This is a genomic window from Erwinia persicina NBRC 102418 (genome assembly GCF_001571305.1).
In the GTDB taxonomy this organism is placed as follows: domain Bacteria; phylum Pseudomonadota; class Gammaproteobacteria; order Enterobacterales; family Enterobacteriaceae; genus Erwinia; species Erwinia persicina.
This window is the reverse complement of the sequence record NZ_BCTN01000014.1, coordinates 13,599-30,342: the sequence shown is the minus strand read 5'-3', so window position 1 is coordinate 30,342 and position 16,744 is coordinate 13,599. Positions and strand designations below refer to the sequence as shown.

The 16,744-nt window shown below is 57.0% G+C and carries 12 protein-coding genes and 1 pseudogene; 5 read left to right on the top strand and 8 right to left on the bottom strand.

The window, feature by feature from the left end:
• Positions 1 to 9: 9 nt before the first annotated feature.
• From EPE01S_RS15440 to priA, 6 genes and pseudogenes are all read right to left on the bottom strand, one after another.
• Entirely contained in the window at positions 10 to 936 is a 927-nt protein-coding gene (locus EPE01S_RS15440) for a 1,4-dihydroxy-2-naphthoate polyprenyltransferase (protein WP_062746806.1), read from the bottom strand.
• A 166-nt stretch (positions 937 to 1,102) separates the two neighbouring features.
• Positions 1,103 to 2,437 carry an ATP-dependent protease ATPase subunit HslU gene (gene hslU / locus EPE01S_RS15435; protein ID WP_062746804.1) on the bottom strand — a complete coding sequence of 445 codons (1,335 nt, stop codon included), beginning with the start codon at positions 2,435 to 2,437 and terminating at the stop codon, positions 1,103 to 1,105.
• Positions 2,438 to 2,449: 12 nt separating this feature from the next.
• Positions 2,450 to 2,980 (bottom strand): ATP-dependent protease subunit HslV, encoded by a 531-nt coding sequence (gene hslV, locus EPE01S_RS15430; protein ID WP_048914281.1) that lies wholly within the window; start codon positions 2,978 to 2,980, stop codon positions 2,450 to 2,452.
• A gap of 90 nt (positions 2,981 to 3,070) precedes the next feature.
• The gene (ftsN, locus tag EPE01S_RS15425) at positions 3,071 to 3,988 is read right to left on the bottom strand and encodes a cell division protein FtsN (RefSeq protein WP_062746802.1); all 918 of its coding nucleotides are present in this window, start codon (positions 3,986 to 3,988) and stop codon (positions 3,071 to 3,073) included.
• A 172-nt stretch (positions 3,989 to 4,160) separates the two neighbouring features.
• Positions 4,161 to 5,197: pseudogene (cytR, locus tag EPE01S_RS15420) on the bottom strand (DNA-binding transcriptional regulator CytR).
• Between the two features lie 212 nt (positions 5,198 to 5,409).
• Positions 5,410 to 7,608 (bottom strand): primosomal protein N', encoded by a 2,199-nt coding sequence (gene priA / locus EPE01S_RS15415; RefSeq protein ID WP_062746799.1) that lies wholly within the window; start codon positions 7,606 to 7,608, stop codon positions 5,410 to 5,412.
• A gap of 216 nt (positions 7,609 to 7,824) precedes the next feature.
• Here priA and rpmE point away from each other — a divergent pair, with 216 nt between their 5' ends.
• Entirely contained in the window at positions 7,825 to 8,037 is a 213-nt protein-coding gene (gene rpmE / locus EPE01S_RS15410) for a 50S ribosomal protein L31 (protein WP_062746795.1), read from the top strand.
• 48 nt (positions 8,038 to 8,085) lie between these two features.
• Positions 8,086 to 8,262 (top strand): hypothetical protein, encoded by a 177-nt coding sequence (locus EPE01S_RS15405; protein WP_157076023.1) that lies wholly within the window; start codon positions 8,086 to 8,088, stop codon positions 8,260 to 8,262.
• 224 nt (positions 8,263 to 8,486) lie between these two features.
• On the opposite strand, the gene metJ is transcribed toward EPE01S_RS15405, so the two are convergent.
• Positions 8,487 to 8,804, bottom strand: coding sequence for a met regulon transcriptional regulator MetJ (gene metJ, locus EPE01S_RS15400; RefSeq protein WP_013200201.1), 318 nt, complete (start codon positions 8,802 to 8,804; stop codon positions 8,487 to 8,489).
• A gap of 243 nt (positions 8,805 to 9,047) precedes the next feature.
• On the opposite strand from metJ, the gene metB reads away from it, so the two are divergent.
• The 3 genes from metB to metF all read left to right on the top strand — a co-directional run bounded on the left by metB (position 9,048) and on the right by metF (position 13,776).
• Positions 9,048 to 10,208, top strand: a complete 1,161-nt coding sequence (metB, locus tag EPE01S_RS15395; RefSeq protein WP_062746791.1) for a cystathionine gamma-synthase — start codon at positions 9,048 to 9,050, stop codon at positions 10,206 to 10,208.
• A gap of 2 nt (positions 10,209 to 10,210) precedes the next feature.
• Positions 10,211 to 12,646, top strand: a complete 2,436-nt coding sequence (locus EPE01S_RS15390) for a bifunctional aspartate kinase/homoserine dehydrogenase II (RefSeq protein ID WP_062746788.1) — start codon at positions 10,211 to 10,213, stop codon at positions 12,644 to 12,646.
• A gap of 230 nt (positions 12,647 to 12,876) precedes the next feature.
• Positions 12,877 to 13,776, top strand: a complete 900-nt coding sequence (metF, locus tag EPE01S_RS15385; protein WP_062746786.1) for a methylenetetrahydrofolate reductase — start codon at positions 12,877 to 12,879, stop codon at positions 13,774 to 13,776.
• A 124-nt stretch (positions 13,777 to 13,900) separates the two neighbouring features.
• Here metF and ppc read toward each other — a convergent pair whose 3' ends face one another.
• Positions 13,901 to 16,552, bottom strand: coding sequence for a phosphoenolpyruvate carboxylase (ppc, locus tag EPE01S_RS15380; RefSeq protein WP_062746784.1), 2,652 nt, complete (start codon positions 16,550 to 16,552; stop codon positions 13,901 to 13,903).
• Positions 16,553 to 16,744 lie beyond the last annotated feature (192 nt).

Below are 16,744 nucleotides of genomic sequence, written 5' to 3'. Positions count from 1 at the left end.
ACATCGCGTTTAACTGAGCAGCAGTCCTGCCGCGAAAAGCACATTGATTAACAGCGCCAATTTAACGGTTTTTTCCAGCATTGGACGCATAGCCAGCGCGCTGGTTTCACGCAAAATATAACGCCCCTGCTGCCAGAGAAGCGGCGTTGCCAGCAGGAACAGCCAGCCCGGCAGACGCAGCCCGGCAACGCTGCTGTAGATCGCGAAGCAGGCCAGAGCGATCAGCAGCAACCCGGCATGGTAATGCCGTGCACGCCGCGCGCCCAGACGTACGGCCAGGGTGAACTTACCATTCTCCCGGTCACTGTCGATATCACGCAAATTATTCACGTTAAGCACTGCTGTCGCCAGCAAACCACAGCCAGTGGCGGGAAGCAGCAGCAGCATATCGAGCTGGTGGGTCTGCAGGTAGTTGCTGCCAGTGACGCCCAGCCAGCCAAAGAAGATCATTACTGACAGGTCTCCCAGCCCAAGATAACCGTAGGGCTTTTTCCCCACGGTATAGGCGATGGCAGCGACCATTGCCAGCGCGCCCATCACTACAAATCCAACAATGTCGGCGGGTGACTGGCATGCCCGCAGGATCAGCAGCAGGCCACTGGCGGTGGTCACTGCGACGGTCAGTAGCAGGGCGATACGCATCTGTGCCTGACTGATCGCCCCTTTCTGCATTCCGCGCAACGGACCAATACGCTGAGGAGTATCGCTACCTTTCAACGCATCACCGTAGTCATTGGCCAGGTTAGAAAGGATCTGCAGCAGAATGGTGGTCAGCAATGCCAGCAGGGCAATGGCGGGATCAAAATGCCCCTGATGCCAGGCCAGCGCACTACCGGTAATAATGGAAGCACAGGCCAGCGGCAGCGTGCGCAGACGCAAACTTTCCAGCCAGGCCCGGGGCATTGAGAGTGAGGAAACCCGTTGGCTATGTTCCATAACAGATAGCGTCTCCGATCGGCTTCAGGTGGCGTGTGGCCGGTGCCAGCACGATATCTGCATTATGGTAGGGTGCTTTCCTGCGACAGGTGTTAATCCTGGTCAAGGATAGTGTGAGCGCATAAAAAAAGGAGGCCGGAGCCTCCTTTTTATCGTGGATAGCGATTTACAGAATGAAGCGACTGAGGTCTTCGTCTGCGACCAGTTCATCCAGATGTTTGCTCACGTAATCGGCGTCGATCGTGAACGACTGACCGTTAAGATCGCTGGCGTCGTAGGAAATCTCCTCCATCAGGCGCTCCAGCACCGTGTGCAGGCGGCGTGCGCCGATGTTCTCAGCGGTCTCGTTCACCTGCCAGGCGGCGGCGGCAATTTTACTGATGCCATCAGGAGTGAAGTTGATCTCCACGCCTTCGGTGTTCATCAGTGCTTTGTATTGCACGGTGATGGATGCGCTTGGCTCTGTCAGGATGCGCTCGAAATCGTGAGTGGTCAGTGCCTGTAGTTCAACGCGAATGGGCAAACGACCCTGCAATTCCGGGATCAGGTCTGACGGGCTGGCGACCTGGAATGCACCCGATGCGATAAACAGAATATGGTCCGTTTTCACCATGCCGTGCTTGGTTGAGACGGTACAGCCTTCGACCAGCGGCAGCAGGTCGCGCTGAACACCTTCGCGTGAGACGTCCGGGCCGGAGGACTCACCGCGCTTACACACTTTATCGATCTCGTCGATAAACACGATGCCGTGCTGTTCAACCGCATCGATAGCGTCCTGCTTCAGCTCTTCCGGATTGACCAGTTTGGCCGCTTCTTCTTCAATCAGCAGCTTCATCGCTTCTTTGATTTTCAGCTTGCGCGGTTTCTGCTTCTGCCCGCCGAGGTTCTGGAACATTGACTGCAGCTGGCTGGTCATCTCTTCCATACCTGGAGGGGCCATGATTTCGACACCATTGGCCGATACCGCTGCCAGATCGATTTCGATCTCTTTGTCATCCAGATCGCCTTCGCGCAGCTTCTTGCGGAACGACTGACGGGCGGCAGAGGGCTCCGCTGCCGTTTCGTTCTGACCCCAGTTATTTTTGGCCGGTGGGATCAGCACGTCGAGAACACGTTCTTCTGCCATCTCTTCGGCACGGTAACGGTTTTTCTCAATCGCCTGCGAACGCACCATTTTCAGCGCAGAGTCGGTCAGATCGCGGATAATGGAATCCACCTCTTTTCCAACATAGCCCACTTCGGTGAACTTCGTGGCTTCCACTTTGATAAACGGCGCGTTGGCCAGCTTTGCCAGGCGGCGGGCAATTTCTGTTTTACCGACACCGGTCGGGCCGATCATCAGAATGTTTTTTGGCGTCACTTCGTGGCGCAGCTCCTCGTCGAGCTGCATGCGGCGCCAGCGGTTGCGCAGGGCGATAGCAACGGCGCGCTTGGCACCATCCTGACCGATGATAAATCTGTTCAGTTCGCTGACAATCTCGCGCGGAGTCATAGCAGACATAAATTAGGATCCTTACGCTTTAGACGGTAGTGATTCGATGGTGAGATTGTGGTTGGTATAGATGCAGATATCGCCTGCAATACCCAGTGCCTTCTCTACAATATCCTGCGCGCCGATATCGGTGTTTTCCAGTAGCGCACGGGCGGCTGCCTGAGCGTATGGGCCACCCGAACCGATGGCAATTAAGTCGTTTTCAGGCTGGATGACGTCACCGTTACCAGTAATGATCAGCGAGGCATTTTCGTCCGCCACGGCCAGCAGGGCTTCCAGTTTGCGCAGCATACGGTCTGTACGCCAGTCTTTTGCCAGCTCTACAGCCGCTTTGACCAGGTGCCCCTGGTGCATTTCCAGCTTGCGTTCAAAAAGTTCAAACAGGGTGAAGGCATCTGCGGTACCGCCAGCAAAACCAGCAATGACTTTGTCATTGTAGAGACGACGCACTTTTTTGACGTTGCCCTTCATCACGGTATTGCCGAGGGTAGCCTGGCCATCACCGCCAATTACTACCTGGCCGTTGCGTCGTACACTTACTATTGTTGTCACGGGCAGACCCCTTATTGCAGTCGGAAGATGACCCCGCACGTTTTGTGCGGGGCACTGATGCAATCAGATATGGGGTAGGTTTGAGGGGTTTCAACCCCCGATGGAAAGAGGAATACAATTTGAGTGGCCAGACCCACGCAGTCGTTTCAACGTTGTGTCTGCTGCGCTACGGCTGTTATAAGGACCAATAACCACACGATTCCAGCCGCCGCCGGTGGTAATGCGGCTTTCAAAGCCTTCGAAGGCTAACTGGGCGCGGATGGACTCGGCCTGATCGGTTCCTTTGAAGGAACCACACTGCACCATCCAGCGCTGGGCGCTCTCTTTTTCCACTTCCTTCGGCTTGGTTTCAACCTTAGGTTTGGTTTCCACTTTTGGCGGTATAGCCACTTCCTGTTTCGGCTGACGAACCGGTTCGCGGGTTACCGAGGTCACGGGCGCCGTATGCTGCGTTTGTGTCTGAGCCGGTGGCTGCGTGCGTTGCGTCTGCTGCGGCATCCGCGACTGCTGCTGAAGCTGCTGGCTTTGCTGTTGCTGGCGCTGGATGGTCTGCTGGCGCTGTGCCGGCGTCTGCTCATTCCATGGCACTTCATTAAGCTGCGTTGGCTGCTGACGCATATCCGCCTGCATCTGATCAAGAAGCTGACGCTGCTCGTCGGTTAACTGTGTCTGCGAATGTGCTTCACCGCCAGAGGTGGGTTCGGTTGGAGAAGGGACGCCAAGCTGGCGATTTTCCAGCTCTTTAATATAACGCCAGCGCTCTTCGGGTTTTGGCGGAAGACCGTTACCGGTGGCTTTGTGATCCGGAATGACCGGGGTCTCTTCTTTTTTATGATGTGCGATAAACCACAGCCCACCAATAAAGGTGACCAGAACGGCAACCGCCAGCACTATCATGATTTTTGATACACCCGATGATCCACTGCTGCGCTTCTTGCTGCGACTGTTGGTCTTTTTGCTGCGCGTCCCTGTCGAACGCCCGCGGCCTACATAATCTTTTTGTGCCACTATCGTTCCGCTAATAATCGATGAAGGTAAGTCCGGGCTGTAAGCGTGACGATAAGTGCCCGATGAGTGCCCGTCATGTTACTGAAGGGCCGGAAGTTTGACCAGCGGCGATATGACTAAGAATCCACTGATTTATCCACAGGAGCGCCTGCGGGTTGTTCTGACCGGCCCGTCAGTACTCATCACGTAGCGAGGGAGCCGTGCTGCCACGGATTTTCAGCTCAAAATCCAGCAGACGTGAACCGTTACTCACCATCCGGCCCTGGAGCTGCTCCAGCAAGAGTAGCATTGCTTCACGACCGATGTTGAAACGCGGTTGAGCCACCGTGGTTAATTGTGGATCGCTGTAGCGGGACAGTTCGATATCATCAAAACCGATAATGGACAGATCTTTAGGTACCCGCAAACCCATATTCTTTGCCTGCGACATGGCACCCAGCGCGATGATATCGCTGTGGCAGAATAAGGCATCGGGTGGCCTGGGAAGCGTCATCAGGTGCTTCATCGCCTGGGAACCGGCATCGAAGGTGAAGTCACCCCGCACAATATAGGTTGGGTCGACGGTCATCCCGTGGCGGCGCAGCGCCTGAATGTACCCCTGGAGGCGATACTGGCATAACGGCATCTCTTCCGGGCCTGAAATGCAGGCAATGCGTCGATGGCCGAGTTTTTGCAGATGATTAACCGCTTCAAAGGCGGCGGTCAGGTTATCAATATGAACCGTTGGCAGCTCCAGCTCCGGCGAGAACTCATTCGCCATCACCATGGGCGGCAGATTGCGTTGTTCTTCCACACCGGTTTCAAACGGTACATTGGAACCCAGCAGTACCATGCCATCGATCTGACGGGTCAGCATCAGGTTCAGGAATGATTTCTCCTGCTGATTCTGGTGTGCGCAATCGCCGATAAGCACCAGATAACCTTCCGCCGCAGCCACCACTTCAATGCCGCGAATGATTTCACTGAAAAAGGGATCGCAGATGTCCGGCACAATCACCAGCACGGTACGTGATTCGCTGCGCCGGGCGCTGCGCGTCATGGAATGCGGGGAGTAGCCAACGGCAATCACCGCCTGTTCAACTTTGTAGCGCGTGGCGGAGAGACCTTTTCAGGATTCATCAGGGCGCGGGAGACCGTTGCCGTTGATACGCCTGCTTTCTCAGCCACGTCCTTCATGGTCGCTACGGTTGACTCTTGATTGTGCTCCAATGCTTTTCTCCTCACGCCAGTCTGCGCTGACCTGAACAACGAATGACAATTTTTATCCGGTACCAGAGGTTATCGCGTCCGCTGCGAATAACCCCAACCCCCGCATTCTTAACAGATAAGCGGGGGGCCTGTTACTTAATTTGCATAAAAATTGTGACTTGTGCGACTTTTTTCGATCCAATGCGCATCTTTGCCATGCAAACGATTACGCCTTAACTTTCCGTGGGGTCGATATCCAGCGTCCATTTCACTTTTCGCGCCTGGGGCAGGGTGGTGACCAGCGGCAGGCTGGACTTGATGAGCCGTTGCAGAACGGCGCGTGAAGGATGCTGCAGCAGGAGCTGCCAGCGGTATCGTCCGCTGCGTTTCGCCTGCAGCGCAGGGACCGGGCCCATCACCCAGAAGGATTCACTGTTTAACGGGCTGGCTTCCAGCAGATTACGCAGCTGCTGCAGGAAGAGACTGGCCTGCTGGTTATCGTGGTCTTCTGCACGGAACAGGGCATGACTGGTGAACGGCGGCAGGAAGACGCTGTTCCGTTCACTGAGCGCCTGGTGGGCAAACGCGTCGTACCCCTGATGCAGCAGGGTTTGCAGCAGCGGATGGTCCGGGTGGTGGGTCTGCAAAAGTACTTCCCCCTGTTTACCGGCACGTCCGGCGCGGCCGGCAACCTGTACGTAGAGTTGGGCGAATCGCTCTGCGGAGCGGAAATCGGCAGAAAACAGCGCGCCGTCGACGTCCAGCAGCGACACCAGGGTCACGTCCGGGAAGTGATGCCCTTTTGCCAGCATCTGAGTACCGACCAGGATACGCGCTCCGCCGCGATGCACTTCCGCCAGTTGCTGCTCCAGTGCGCCTTTACGGCTGGTGGTATCCCGGTCAATACGCGTGAGGGGCACGCCGGGAAACAGTTCACCCAGGTTGTGTTCCAGCTGTTCGGTGCCCAGCCCGACGGGCACCAGATGGGTAGAACCACACTGCGGGCACTGATGCGGCACCGGGCGCTGGCTGTCGCAGTGGTGGCAGCGCAGCTGACGCTGGTTCTGATGCAGCGTGTAGTAACGGTCGCAGCGCTGGCATTCGGCAATCCAGCCGCATTCATGGCACAGCAGCGTGGGGGAGTAACCGCGACGGTTAAGGAATAACAACACCTGATTATCCGCTTTCAGATGCTGGCCAATTTTCTTGATCAGCATCGGAGACAGGCCACCCTGCAGCTTCACGCCTTTCAGGTCGACCAGCAGCTGGGTCGCTTTGGTGGCGTTCCCGGCGCGTTTGCTGAGATTGAGCTGATGATATTTCCCGGACTGGACATTGTGCAGCGTTTCCAGCGCCGGAGTCGCTGACCCCATGACAATCGGGATATCTTCCTGCCGGGCGCGAAACACCGCCAGATCGCGGGCGTGATAGCGCCAGCCTTCCTGCTGCTTATAGGAGCTGTCGTGCTCCTCATCGATAATAATGGCACCCAGGCGGGCAAAGGGGGTAAACAGCGAAGAGCGGGTACCAATAACAATCGCCGTCTCACCGCTGCGGGCGCGCAGCCACACAGCCAGACGCTCACTGTCGTTTAAGCCGGAGTGCAGCACATCAACCGGGGCGCTGAAGCGCTCGCGAAAGCGGGCGATGGTCTGGGGGGTCAGGCCAATTTCCGGCACCAGCACCAGCGCCTGCCGGCCGTTAGCCAGAATATTCTCCAGCATACTGAGGTAAACTTCCGTTTTGCCCGAACCGGTGATCCCCGCCAGCAGCCACGCTGAAAAGTGGTCGTCTGCACTGCGGATTGCCCCGACGGCGGTGGCCTGCTCGGTATTCAGCCGCAGGCGTTCACCCTGAATGGTGACACTCTCGCGCCAGTCCTGCCGGGCACGGGGCTGCGGGCGTAGCGCACACAGCCCCTTCGCCCGCAGCGCCTGGAGGGTAGCCTCGGTAATATCGTGCTGGCTGACTTCATGGCGGTACAGTCCGCGGTTGCGCAGCGCGGCCAGCGCCTGTTGTTGCTTCGGGGCTCGTTTCAGGCTTTCCGGTGCGGTCGCCTTACCCTCGTCAGTGATCAGCCACTGCCAGAGAGGGGCCTCTTCCGCCGCCTTACCCTGGCGCAGCAGCACCGGCATGGCATGGAACAGTACCTCACCCAGCGGATAGTGATAGTAGTCAGCGGCCCAGAGCAGAATACGCCAGAGAGAAGCAGGGTAGAGCGATTCACTGTCCAGCACCTCATGGACACTTTTTAACTGATCGAGCGGAAAATCACTGTGTTCAACGATCCCGACCACCACCCCGATGGCTTTACGTTTGCCAAAAGGCACGCTGACGCGTCCGCCCACCACCGCATGGTTGAGATGGGGCGGTAACAGGTAGTCAAAGTTGCGGGCAAGCGGAACGGGTAAAGCGACCTGAACAACGGGCATGGATTCATCCGGGTGAAAAATTAAGCCAGTTAGTGTACACTGAGTCGTGCTGAATGTGCGGATCCGATTGCGGTGTGTGGTTAATTTCTGTATAGTTCGCCGCCGTTGGTATGGCATTTTGATATCAGCATAAACTTAATATTAATCTTCGTGTGGTGCCGGTGCAGGAATTATCCTGGCGCGGGAGAGCGACACGGCCTTAACTGAGGTTTTCCCATGAAAAAAGGTATTCACCCAAATTACACCGAAGTTACTGCTAAATGTTCTTGCGGTAACGAAATCAAAACCCGCTCTACCGTGGGTCGCGACCTGAACCTGGACGTGTGTGGCAACTGCCACCCGTTCTATACCGGTAAGCAGCGTGATGTTGCAAGCGGTGGTCGTGTGGATCGCTTCAACAAGCGTTTCAGCATCCCAGGCGCTAAATAAGCACCCTGTAAGATGTCAGAAAAAACCCAGCTTCGGCTGGGTTTTTTTATGCCTGCAATTCAGGGTACGGTGGCGTGCCTGAGCACATTGCCCCCGTCGCTGACCCCGAGTTACGCTATTTTTACGCCTTGTCACCGGCTGGCAGGTGAACTGTATCGGCAGCTTACTCAGCGTTATCAGGATCGCCGTCAGGCGGAACCGGTGCGGGTAAAAGGCGGAGGGTGATATCGGGCGCTACCTGCCTGCGAACAGGTCAGTGCGTGAGCGTTTCAAGTGGCGGGCGATGGGCAGGGCAATGCTGCCGGTGAGGATCGGGTCTGAGAACGCATCGTAACGGAAATGGGGAAGAGAGGGACAGCGCAGGCGATCGTGACCCTCTGGCCGTCTGGTCAGGCCGGGCACCCGTGACTGAATCAGGTGCCCGACCGGATAACCGAATTGTTGACCGCCTAGTATTCCCAGGTATCAGGATCGACGCCCATTTCGCGCATGATCGCTTTCGCTTCTTCGGGAATTTCGTCACTGCGTTCTTTACGCAGATCGACATCATCCGGCAGAGGCTGGCCGGTAAATGCATGCAGAAATGCTTCGCACAGCAGTTCGCTGTTGGTGGCATGACGCAAGTTATTAACCTGGCGGCGTGTGCGCTCATCGGTCAAAATTTTCAGTACTTTCAACGGAATGGATACCGTGATTTTTTTAACCTGCTCGCTCTTCTTACCGTGTTCAGCGTAAGGGCTGATATATTCGCCGTTCCACTCAGCCATGGGCTACCTTAATTATATTTAAATTAGAAATACCGAAATCCGGCTAATTATGCCCGAAGTTCGTGTCCACCGCACCGGGATGGCACAACGTTCTCTGGGGTATATCGACATAATTCTAACGGTTATTCGCGCATTGCTCAATCTATACGCAAAGACATTTAGATGTCCAGATGTATTGACGTCTATATCTACCCGCTTTACTCTATCTGTCTTCACTTATACTCCAGCAGGAACTTGTGCACCATGACGCGTAAACAGGCAACCATCGCAGTCCGTAGCGGTTTGAATGATGACGAGCAATATGGCTGCGTTGTCCCCCCCATTCATCTGTCCAGCACCTATAACTTCACCGATTTTAATGAGCCCCGTGCACATGACTACTCACGCCGTGGCAACCCGACGCGTGATGTGGTGCAACGCGCGCTGGCAGAGCTGGAAGGGGGGGCCGGTGCGGTGATGACCAGCACCGGGATGTCGGCTATTCACCTGGTGTGCACCGTGTTTCTGCAGCCTGGGGACCTGCTGGTGGCCCCGCACGACTGCTATGGCGGCAGCTACCGCCTGTTCGACAGCCTGAGCAAACGTGGAGCGTATCGCGTTAAATTCGTCGATCAGGGCGATGAGGCGGCATTACAGGCTGCACTGGCTGAAAAACCGAAGCTGGTACTGATTGAAAGTCCAAGTAACCCGCTGCTGCGCGTGGTGGACATTGCCGCGATCTGTCAGGCCGCTGCAGAAGCAGGCGCCGTGAGCGTGGTGGACAATACCTTCCTCAGCCCGGCCCTGCAGAACCCGCTGGCGCTGGGCGCGGACCTGGTGATCCATTCCTGTACCAAATACCTTAACGGACACTCTGACGTGGTGGCTGGGGCGGTCGTGGCGAAGGATCCGCAGCACGTGACGGATCTGGCCTGGTGGGCGAATAATATTGGTGTCACCGGCGGCGCGTTTGACAGCTATCTGCTGCTGCGGGGGATGCGCACCCTGGCCCCGCGTATGGCGGCGGCACAGCGCAATGCGCTGGCGATTGTTGATTATCTGAAACAACAACCGCTGGTGAAAAAGTTGTATCATCCTTCGTTGCCAGAAAATGCCGGCCATCAGTTTGCGGCACGTCAGCAAAAAGGCTTTGGCGCCATGCTAAGTTTTGAGCTCGACGGTGACGAAGCGACGCTGCGCCGTTTCCTGAAAGCGCTGGAATTATTTACCCTGGCGGAGTCGCTGGGCGGTGTTGAAAGCCTGATTTCCCACACGGCCACCATGACACATGCGGGCATGTCTGCTGAAGCGCGGGCGGCGGCAGGGATTTCGGAAACGCTGCTGCGTATTTCGGTGGGAATTGAAGATCACGAAGATTTAATCGCCGATCTGGACAATGCGTTCCGGATCGCGGCCAAGAGGTAAGCATGAGTTATTCAGCAGTGGCAGGGGCAGACAGTTCGCGGCAGTTACATAAATTTGGTGGCAGCAGTCTGGCCGATGCCAAATGCTACCAGCGCGTAGCCGGGATCATGGCCGAGTACAGTCAGCCGGGCGATCTGATGGTCGTATCGGCTGCCGGCAGCACGACGAATCAGCTGATCAGCTGGCTCAAACTGAGCCAGAGCGATCGTCTCTCTGCCCATCAGGTGCAGCAGGCGCTTCGTCGTTATCAGAGTGAACTGATCGGTGCGCTGTTACCGCCCGCTGTGGCCGAGCCGCTGATTGCTGAATTTATACGCGATCTTGAGAAACTGGCAGCCCTGCTGGATAACGCCATCACTGATGCCGTGTATGCGCAGGTGGTCGGTCACGGTGAGATCTGGTCGGCTCGCCTGATGTCCGCTGTGCTGAATCTGCGTGATATTGAGGCGAGCTTCCTCGATGCCCGCGATTTTTTACGCGCTGAGCGTGCCGCACAGCCGCAGGTGGATGAAGCGAAATCGCTGCCGCTGTTACAGCAACTGATGGCAGAGCGCCCGGGGCAGCGTCTGGTGGTGACCGGGTTTATCTGCGCCAATGATGCCGGTGAAACCGTACTGTTAGGACGCAACGGTAGTGACTACTCGGCGACGCAGATCGGTGCACTGGCCGGGGTGACGCGAGTGACTATCTGGAGCGACGTGGCAGGTGTATACAGTGCCGATCCCCGTAAAGTGAAGGATGCCTGTCTGCTGCCGCTGCTGCGCCTGGATGAAGCCAGCGAGCTGGCACGTCTGGCGGCACCGGTACTGCACTCCCGCACGCTGCAGCCGGTTTCCGGCAGCGATATTGATTTACAGCTGCGCTGCAGTTATCAGCCCGGAGAGGGTTCAACACGCATCGAGCGCGTGCTGGCCTCAGGCACCGGCGCGCGGATTGTGACCAGCCATGATGACGTGTGCCTGATAGAGTTCCAGGTACCCGCACAGCACGACTTTGCCACGCTGCGTAAGGAGATCGACCAACTGCTGACCCGGGCCCAGGTACGCCCGCTGGCAACCGGTGTTCACCCGGACCGTAATCTCCTCCAGCTTTGCTACACCTCGGAAGTGGTTAACAGCGCCTTAACCCTGCTGCAGGATGCGGCGTTGCCCGGTCGCCTGCAGCTGCGTGAAGGGATGGCGATGGTGGCGATGGTCGGGGCGGGCGTTTGCCGTAATCCGCTGCACAGCCATCGTTTCTGGCAGCAGATGAAAGACCAGCCGGTGGAGTTTATCTGCCAGTCTCAGGAGGGCATCAGCCTGGTAGCGGTGCTGCGCGTCGGGCCAACCGAACATCTGATCCGGGGCCTGCACCAGACGCTGTTCCGGGCGGAAAAACAGGTCGGCCTGGTGCTGTTTGGCAAAGGCAACATTGGCTCCCGCTGGCTGGAACTGTTTGCCCGCGAGCAGGAAACCCTGTCGGCACGTACCGGCTTTGAATTTGTTCTGGCAGGCGTGGTGGACAGCCGTCGCAGCCTGCTCAGCTATGAGGGGCTGGATGCCAGCCATGCGCTGGCTTTCTTTGAAGATGAGGCCATAGAACAGGATCAGGAATCGCTGTTCCTGTGGATGCGGGCTCACCCGTTTGACGATCTGGTGGTGCTGGATGTGACCGCCAGTGAAACGCTGGCCGCACAGTACCTGGATTTTGCCAGCTACGGTTTCCATGTAATCGGGGCGAATAAAGTCGCGGGCGCGGCCAGCAGTGACAGCTATCGCCAGATCCGTGATGCGTTCGCCAAAACCGGACGTCACTGGCTGTACAATGCCACCGTCGGGGCCGGACTGCCGGTGAACCACACGGTGCGCGATCTGCGGGAAAGTGGCGACAGCATCCTCTCCATCAGCGGTATCTTCTCCGGTACGCTGTCGTGGCTGTTCCTGCAGTTTGACGGTACGGTTCCATTTACCGAGCTGGTGGACCAGGCGTGGCAGCAGGGGCTGACGGAGCCAGATCCGCGTGCCGATCTCTCCGGCCAGGACGTGATGCGTAAGCTGGTGATCCTCGCCCGCGAGGCGGGCTACGATATTGAACCCGGTCAGGTGCGCGTGGAATCACTGGTGCCGGCCAGCTATCAGTCCGGATCGGTTGATGACTTCTTTGAAAACGCCGATGAACTGAACGATCAGATGGTTCAGCGTTTTGAAGCTGCTCAGGAGCTGGGCCTGGTCCTGCGTTATGTGGCGCGTTTTGACGCGAACGGCAAAGCGCGCGTTGGTGTGGAGGCCGTGCGGGACGATCACCCGCTGGCTGCCCTGCTGCCGTGCGACAACGTGTTTGCCATTGAAAGCCGCTGGTATCGTGATAATCCGCTGGTGATCCGTGGGCCGGGAGCCGGCCGCGACGTCACGGCCGGGGCGATCCAGTCCGATCTTAACCGCCTGGCACAGCTGCTGTAGTTTTTCTCTGGGGTCGACCGAAATAAAAGGGCGGCCCCAGAGGTTCATTTCCTCATTCTTCCTTCCCTGCATGAATTTTCCTCATCTTCGTTGAGAATTTGTCACGTCAGGTCATCATTTAACTGTTGACTGATTAACCAATTTGCGTCATTTTGAATGTCTGGACGTCTAAACGGATAGACGTTAAGACAGAGATTTATCCTGAGCAGCGATCGATGAGGTAAACGGGTATGAGTTTTTTCCACGCAAATCAGCGCGAAGCACTGAACCAGAGTCTTGCCGAAATCAGCGGGCAAATTAACGTCTCCTTTGAGTTCTTTCCGCCGCGCACCAGCGAAATGGAAGACACCCTGTGGAGCTCTATCGATCGCCTCAGCAGCCTGAAGCCAAAATTTGTCTCGGTCACTTATGGGGCTAACTCCGGCGAACGTGACCGGACCCACAGCATTATCAAAGGGATCAAAGACCGTACCGGTCTGGAAGCGGCCCCTCACCTGACCTGCATTGACGCGACCCGCGATGAGCTGCGTAACATTGCCCGTGACTACTGGGACAACGGTATTCGCCATATTGTCGCCCTGCGCGGGGACCTGCCGCCGGGCGGGGGCAAGCCGGAAATGTACGGTGCCGATCTGGTCGCGCTGCTGAAAGACGTGGGGGATTTTGATATCTCGGTGGCCGCTTATCCGGAAGTGCACCCGGAGGCGAAGAGCGCTCAGGCGGATCTGATCAATCTGAAGCGTAAAATTGATGCGGGGGCTAACCGGGCTATCACCCAGTTCTTCTTCGACGTGGAGAGCTATCTGCGCTTTCGTGACCGTTGCGTCTCTACCGGCATTGATGTTGAAATCGTTCCGGGCATTCTGCCGGTGTCGAATTTCAGGCAGTTACAGCGCTTCGCCACGATGACTAACGTCCGCGTGCCGGGCTGGATGACCAGTATGTTTGAAGGGCTGGATAACGACCCGGAAACCCGCAAAATGGTCGGTGCTAACGTGGCGATGGATATGGTAAAAATTCTCAGCCGCGAAGGGGTGAAAGATTTTCACTTCTACACGCTGAACCGCGCGGAGATGAGTTATGCCATCTGCCACACGCTGGGCGTCCGCCCGGGTCTGGCCGTCGCCTGATAACCGCGACAACAAAAAAGGACGCCTGAGCGTCCTTTTTTGTTGTCAGGGGCAGGCCGAAAAAGAATCTCTGCCCCTACAGGTTGTGAGGGCGATCATTTTTCCTATCGCCCCTGCTGTCGGCTTAACCCGTGTTACGCATTCCCGCCGCCACGCCGGCGATGGTCACCATCAGTGCCTGCTCAACGCGGGCATCCGGCTCTGCGCCCGCCGCTTCCTGCTGACGAGAACGGTGTAACAGCTCCGCCTGCAGAACGTTCAGCGGGTCAGTGTAGACGTTACGCAGGGCAATCGACTCGGCAATCCACGGCTGGTCGGCCATCAGGTGCGAATCGTTAGCAATGGTCAGCACGGCTTTAATATCGGAGTCCAGCTGATCGCGCAGCTGTTTGCCCAGTGACCACAGCGATTTATCCACCAGACGCTGATCGTAGTATTCCGCCAGCCACAGGTCAGCCTTCGAGAACACCATCTCCAGCATCCCCAGACGAGTCGAGAAGAACGGCCAGTCGCGGCACATGGTTTCCAGCGTTTCCTGATGACCCTCTTCCATCGCTTTCTGCAGCGCGGCACCGGCACCCAGCCAGGCGGGCAGCATCAGGCGGTTCTGCGTCCAGGCGAAAATCCACGGAATGGCACGCAGCGACTCAACACCGCCGGTCGGGCGACGTTTCGCCGGACGTGAGCCCAGCGGCAGCTTGGCCAGCTCCAGCTCGGGGGTGGCAGAACGGAAGTAAGGCACAAAGTCTTCGTGTTCACGCACGTAGCCCCGGTACATTTTGCAGGACACATCAGACAGCTGGTCCATGATGCTGTTCCACTCGGGCTTCGGCTCCGGCGGTGGCAGCAGGTTAGCTTCGAGGATCGCCCCGGTATACAACGACAGGCTGCTGATAGTGACTTCCGGCAGACCGTATTTAAAGCGGATCATCTCACCCTGTTCGGTCACGCGCAGGCCGCCTTTCAGGCTGCCCGGGGGTTGCGACAGAAGCGCTGCATGTGCCGGCGCACCGCCGCGGCCGATGGAGCCGCCGCGTCCGTGGAACAGCGTCAGGGTAATACCGGCTTTCTCGCAGGTTTTGATCAGCGCATCCTGAGCCTGATATTGTGCCCAGCTTGCAGCCATCACCCCTGCATCCTTGGCGGAGTCGGAATAGCCGATCATCACCATTTGCTTGCCCTGAATCAGGCCGCGATACCAGTCGATATTCAGCAGCTGGCTCATGACATCATTGGCGTTGTTCAGATCCTCAAGGGTTTCAAACAGCGGGGCCACCGGCATCGCGTAAGAAATACCCGCCTCTTTTAGCAGCAGATGAACAGCCAGCACGTCTGACGGCGTTTTCGCCATGGAGATAACATAGGCAGCAATCGAACCCTGCGGTGCATCCGCCGCTACGCGACAGGTATCCAGCACCTCTTTCGTATCAGCACTCGGTTCCCACTGGCGTGGCATCAGCGGACGTTTGGAGCTCAGTTCGCGGATCAGGAAAGCCTGCTTGTCAGCTTCTGACCAGCTCTCGTAATCGCCCAGGCCGAGATAGCGGGTGATTTCAGCAATGGCTTCGGTATGGCGGGTACTTTCCTGGCGGAGGTCAATACGCACCAGCGGCACGCCAAAGCACTTCACGCGGCGCAGGGTATCGAGCAGCTGACCGTTGGCAATAATGCCCATGCCACAGGCCTGCAGTGACTGGTAGCAGGTGTACAGCGGTTCCCACAGCTGATCGTTGGAGATCAGCAGGTTGTCCGGGCGCGGCAGGCGCTCGCCCTTCAGGCGGCGTTCCAGATAAGCCTGGGTGCTCATCAGCTGGCCACGCAGGTTTTTCATGATCTCGCGGTAAGGCTCCAGCGCGTCCGGGTTACCGCACAGCTCACGCACTTCCGGCGTGCATTCTGACATCGACAGCTCAGAGACCAGTACGGCGATATCGCGCAGGAACAGGTCGGTGGCTTTCCAGCGACTAAGCTGCAGTACATGGCGGGTGATATCGGCCGTCACATTCGGGTTGCCATCGCGGTCACCGCCCATCCAGGAGGTAAACTTGACCGGCACAAAATCAACCGGCAGGGTGTAACCAAAGGCGGCTTCGACCTGCTCATTCAGCTCACGCAGGAACTGCGGTACGCCTTCCCACAGGCTGTTTTCCACCACCGCAAAGCCCCACTTGGCCTCATCCACGGGCGTGGGACGATATTTACGAATTTCATCGGTATGCCAGGCCTGGGCCACCAGCTGGCGCAGGCGGCGCATGATCTTGCCATGGTCATAGTCAGACAGGTCATTGTGATCCAGTTGCTGCAGGCAGCTGTTCACTTCGACCAGTTTATGGATCAGGGTACGGCGGGTGATTTCAGTCGGGTGGGCGGTCAGAACAAGTTCCAGCGACAGAGATTCAATCGCTTCGCGAACGGCGGCTTCGGTCAGGTCTGGCTGCTGCTTCAGGCGCTCAAAGGTACCGGCCAGCAGTTCAGGGTGATTCGCACCTTCGCCTTTTGGCGAAATGGTGTGGTACTGCTCGGCTACGTTGGTCAGGTTGAGGAACTGACTGAATGCACGGGCTACCGGCAGCAGTTCATCATTGGACAAATTTTGCAGCGTGGTCAGCAGTTCCTGACGGTGGGCATCATTTCCCGCACGTGATGACTTTGAGAGCTTACGGATGGTTTCTACCCGGTCCAGGATGTTCTCTCCCAGTGCATCCTTAATAGTATCCCCGAGCAGTTTGCCGAGCATACTGACATTACTTCGCATTGCGGAATATTGTTCGTTCATATGATCCCTGACACCCTTCTTGTATTTGTAACTATCTTTCACCCCAGTGGGCATAACGTTGTCTTTTATCTAGCCACGTTCGCAACCATTCGTCAATTGACTTAAATACAGCGCATCGTGACGCTAAATAGCCGGAATTTATGAAATTTAATTACAGCAGAACGAGATAAGTTATTCTTATCATCCGGAATA

Coding starts and splice junctions, on each gene's coding strand:
- EPE01S_RS15440 (WP_062746806.1), bottom strand. CDS start 936: ATGGAACATAGCCAACGGGTTTCCTCACTCTCAATGCCCCGGGCCTGG.
- hslU (WP_062746804.1), bottom strand. CDS start 2,437: ATGTCTGCTATGACTCCGCGCGAGATTGTCAGCGAACTGAACAGATTT.
- priA (WP_062746799.1), bottom strand. CDS start 7,608: ATGCCCGTTGTTCAGGTCGCTTTACCCGTTCCGCTTGCCCGCAACTTT.
- rpmE (WP_062746795.1), top strand. CDS start 7,825: ATGAAAAAAGGTATTCACCCAAATTACACCGAAGTTACTGCTAAATGT.
- EPE01S_RS15405 (WP_157076023.1), top strand. CDS start 8,086: ATGCCTGCAATTCAGGGTACGGTGGCGTGCCTGAGCACATTGCCCCCG.
- metJ (WP_013200201.1), bottom strand. CDS start 8,804: ATGGCTGAGTGGAACGGCGAATATATCAGCCCTTACGCTGAACACGGT.
- metB (WP_062746791.1), top strand. CDS start 9,048: ATGACGCGTAAACAGGCAACCATCGCAGTCCGTAGCGGTTTGAATGAT.
- EPE01S_RS15390 (WP_062746788.1), top strand. CDS start 10,211: ATGAGTTATTCAGCAGTGGCAGGGGCAGACAGTTCGCGGCAGTTACAT.
- metF (WP_062746786.1), top strand. CDS start 12,877: ATGAGTTTTTTCCACGCAAATCAGCGCGAAGCACTGAACCAGAGTCTT.
- ppc (WP_062746784.1), bottom strand. CDS start 16,552: ATGAACGAACAATATTCCGCAATGCGAAGTAATGTCAGTATGCTCGGC.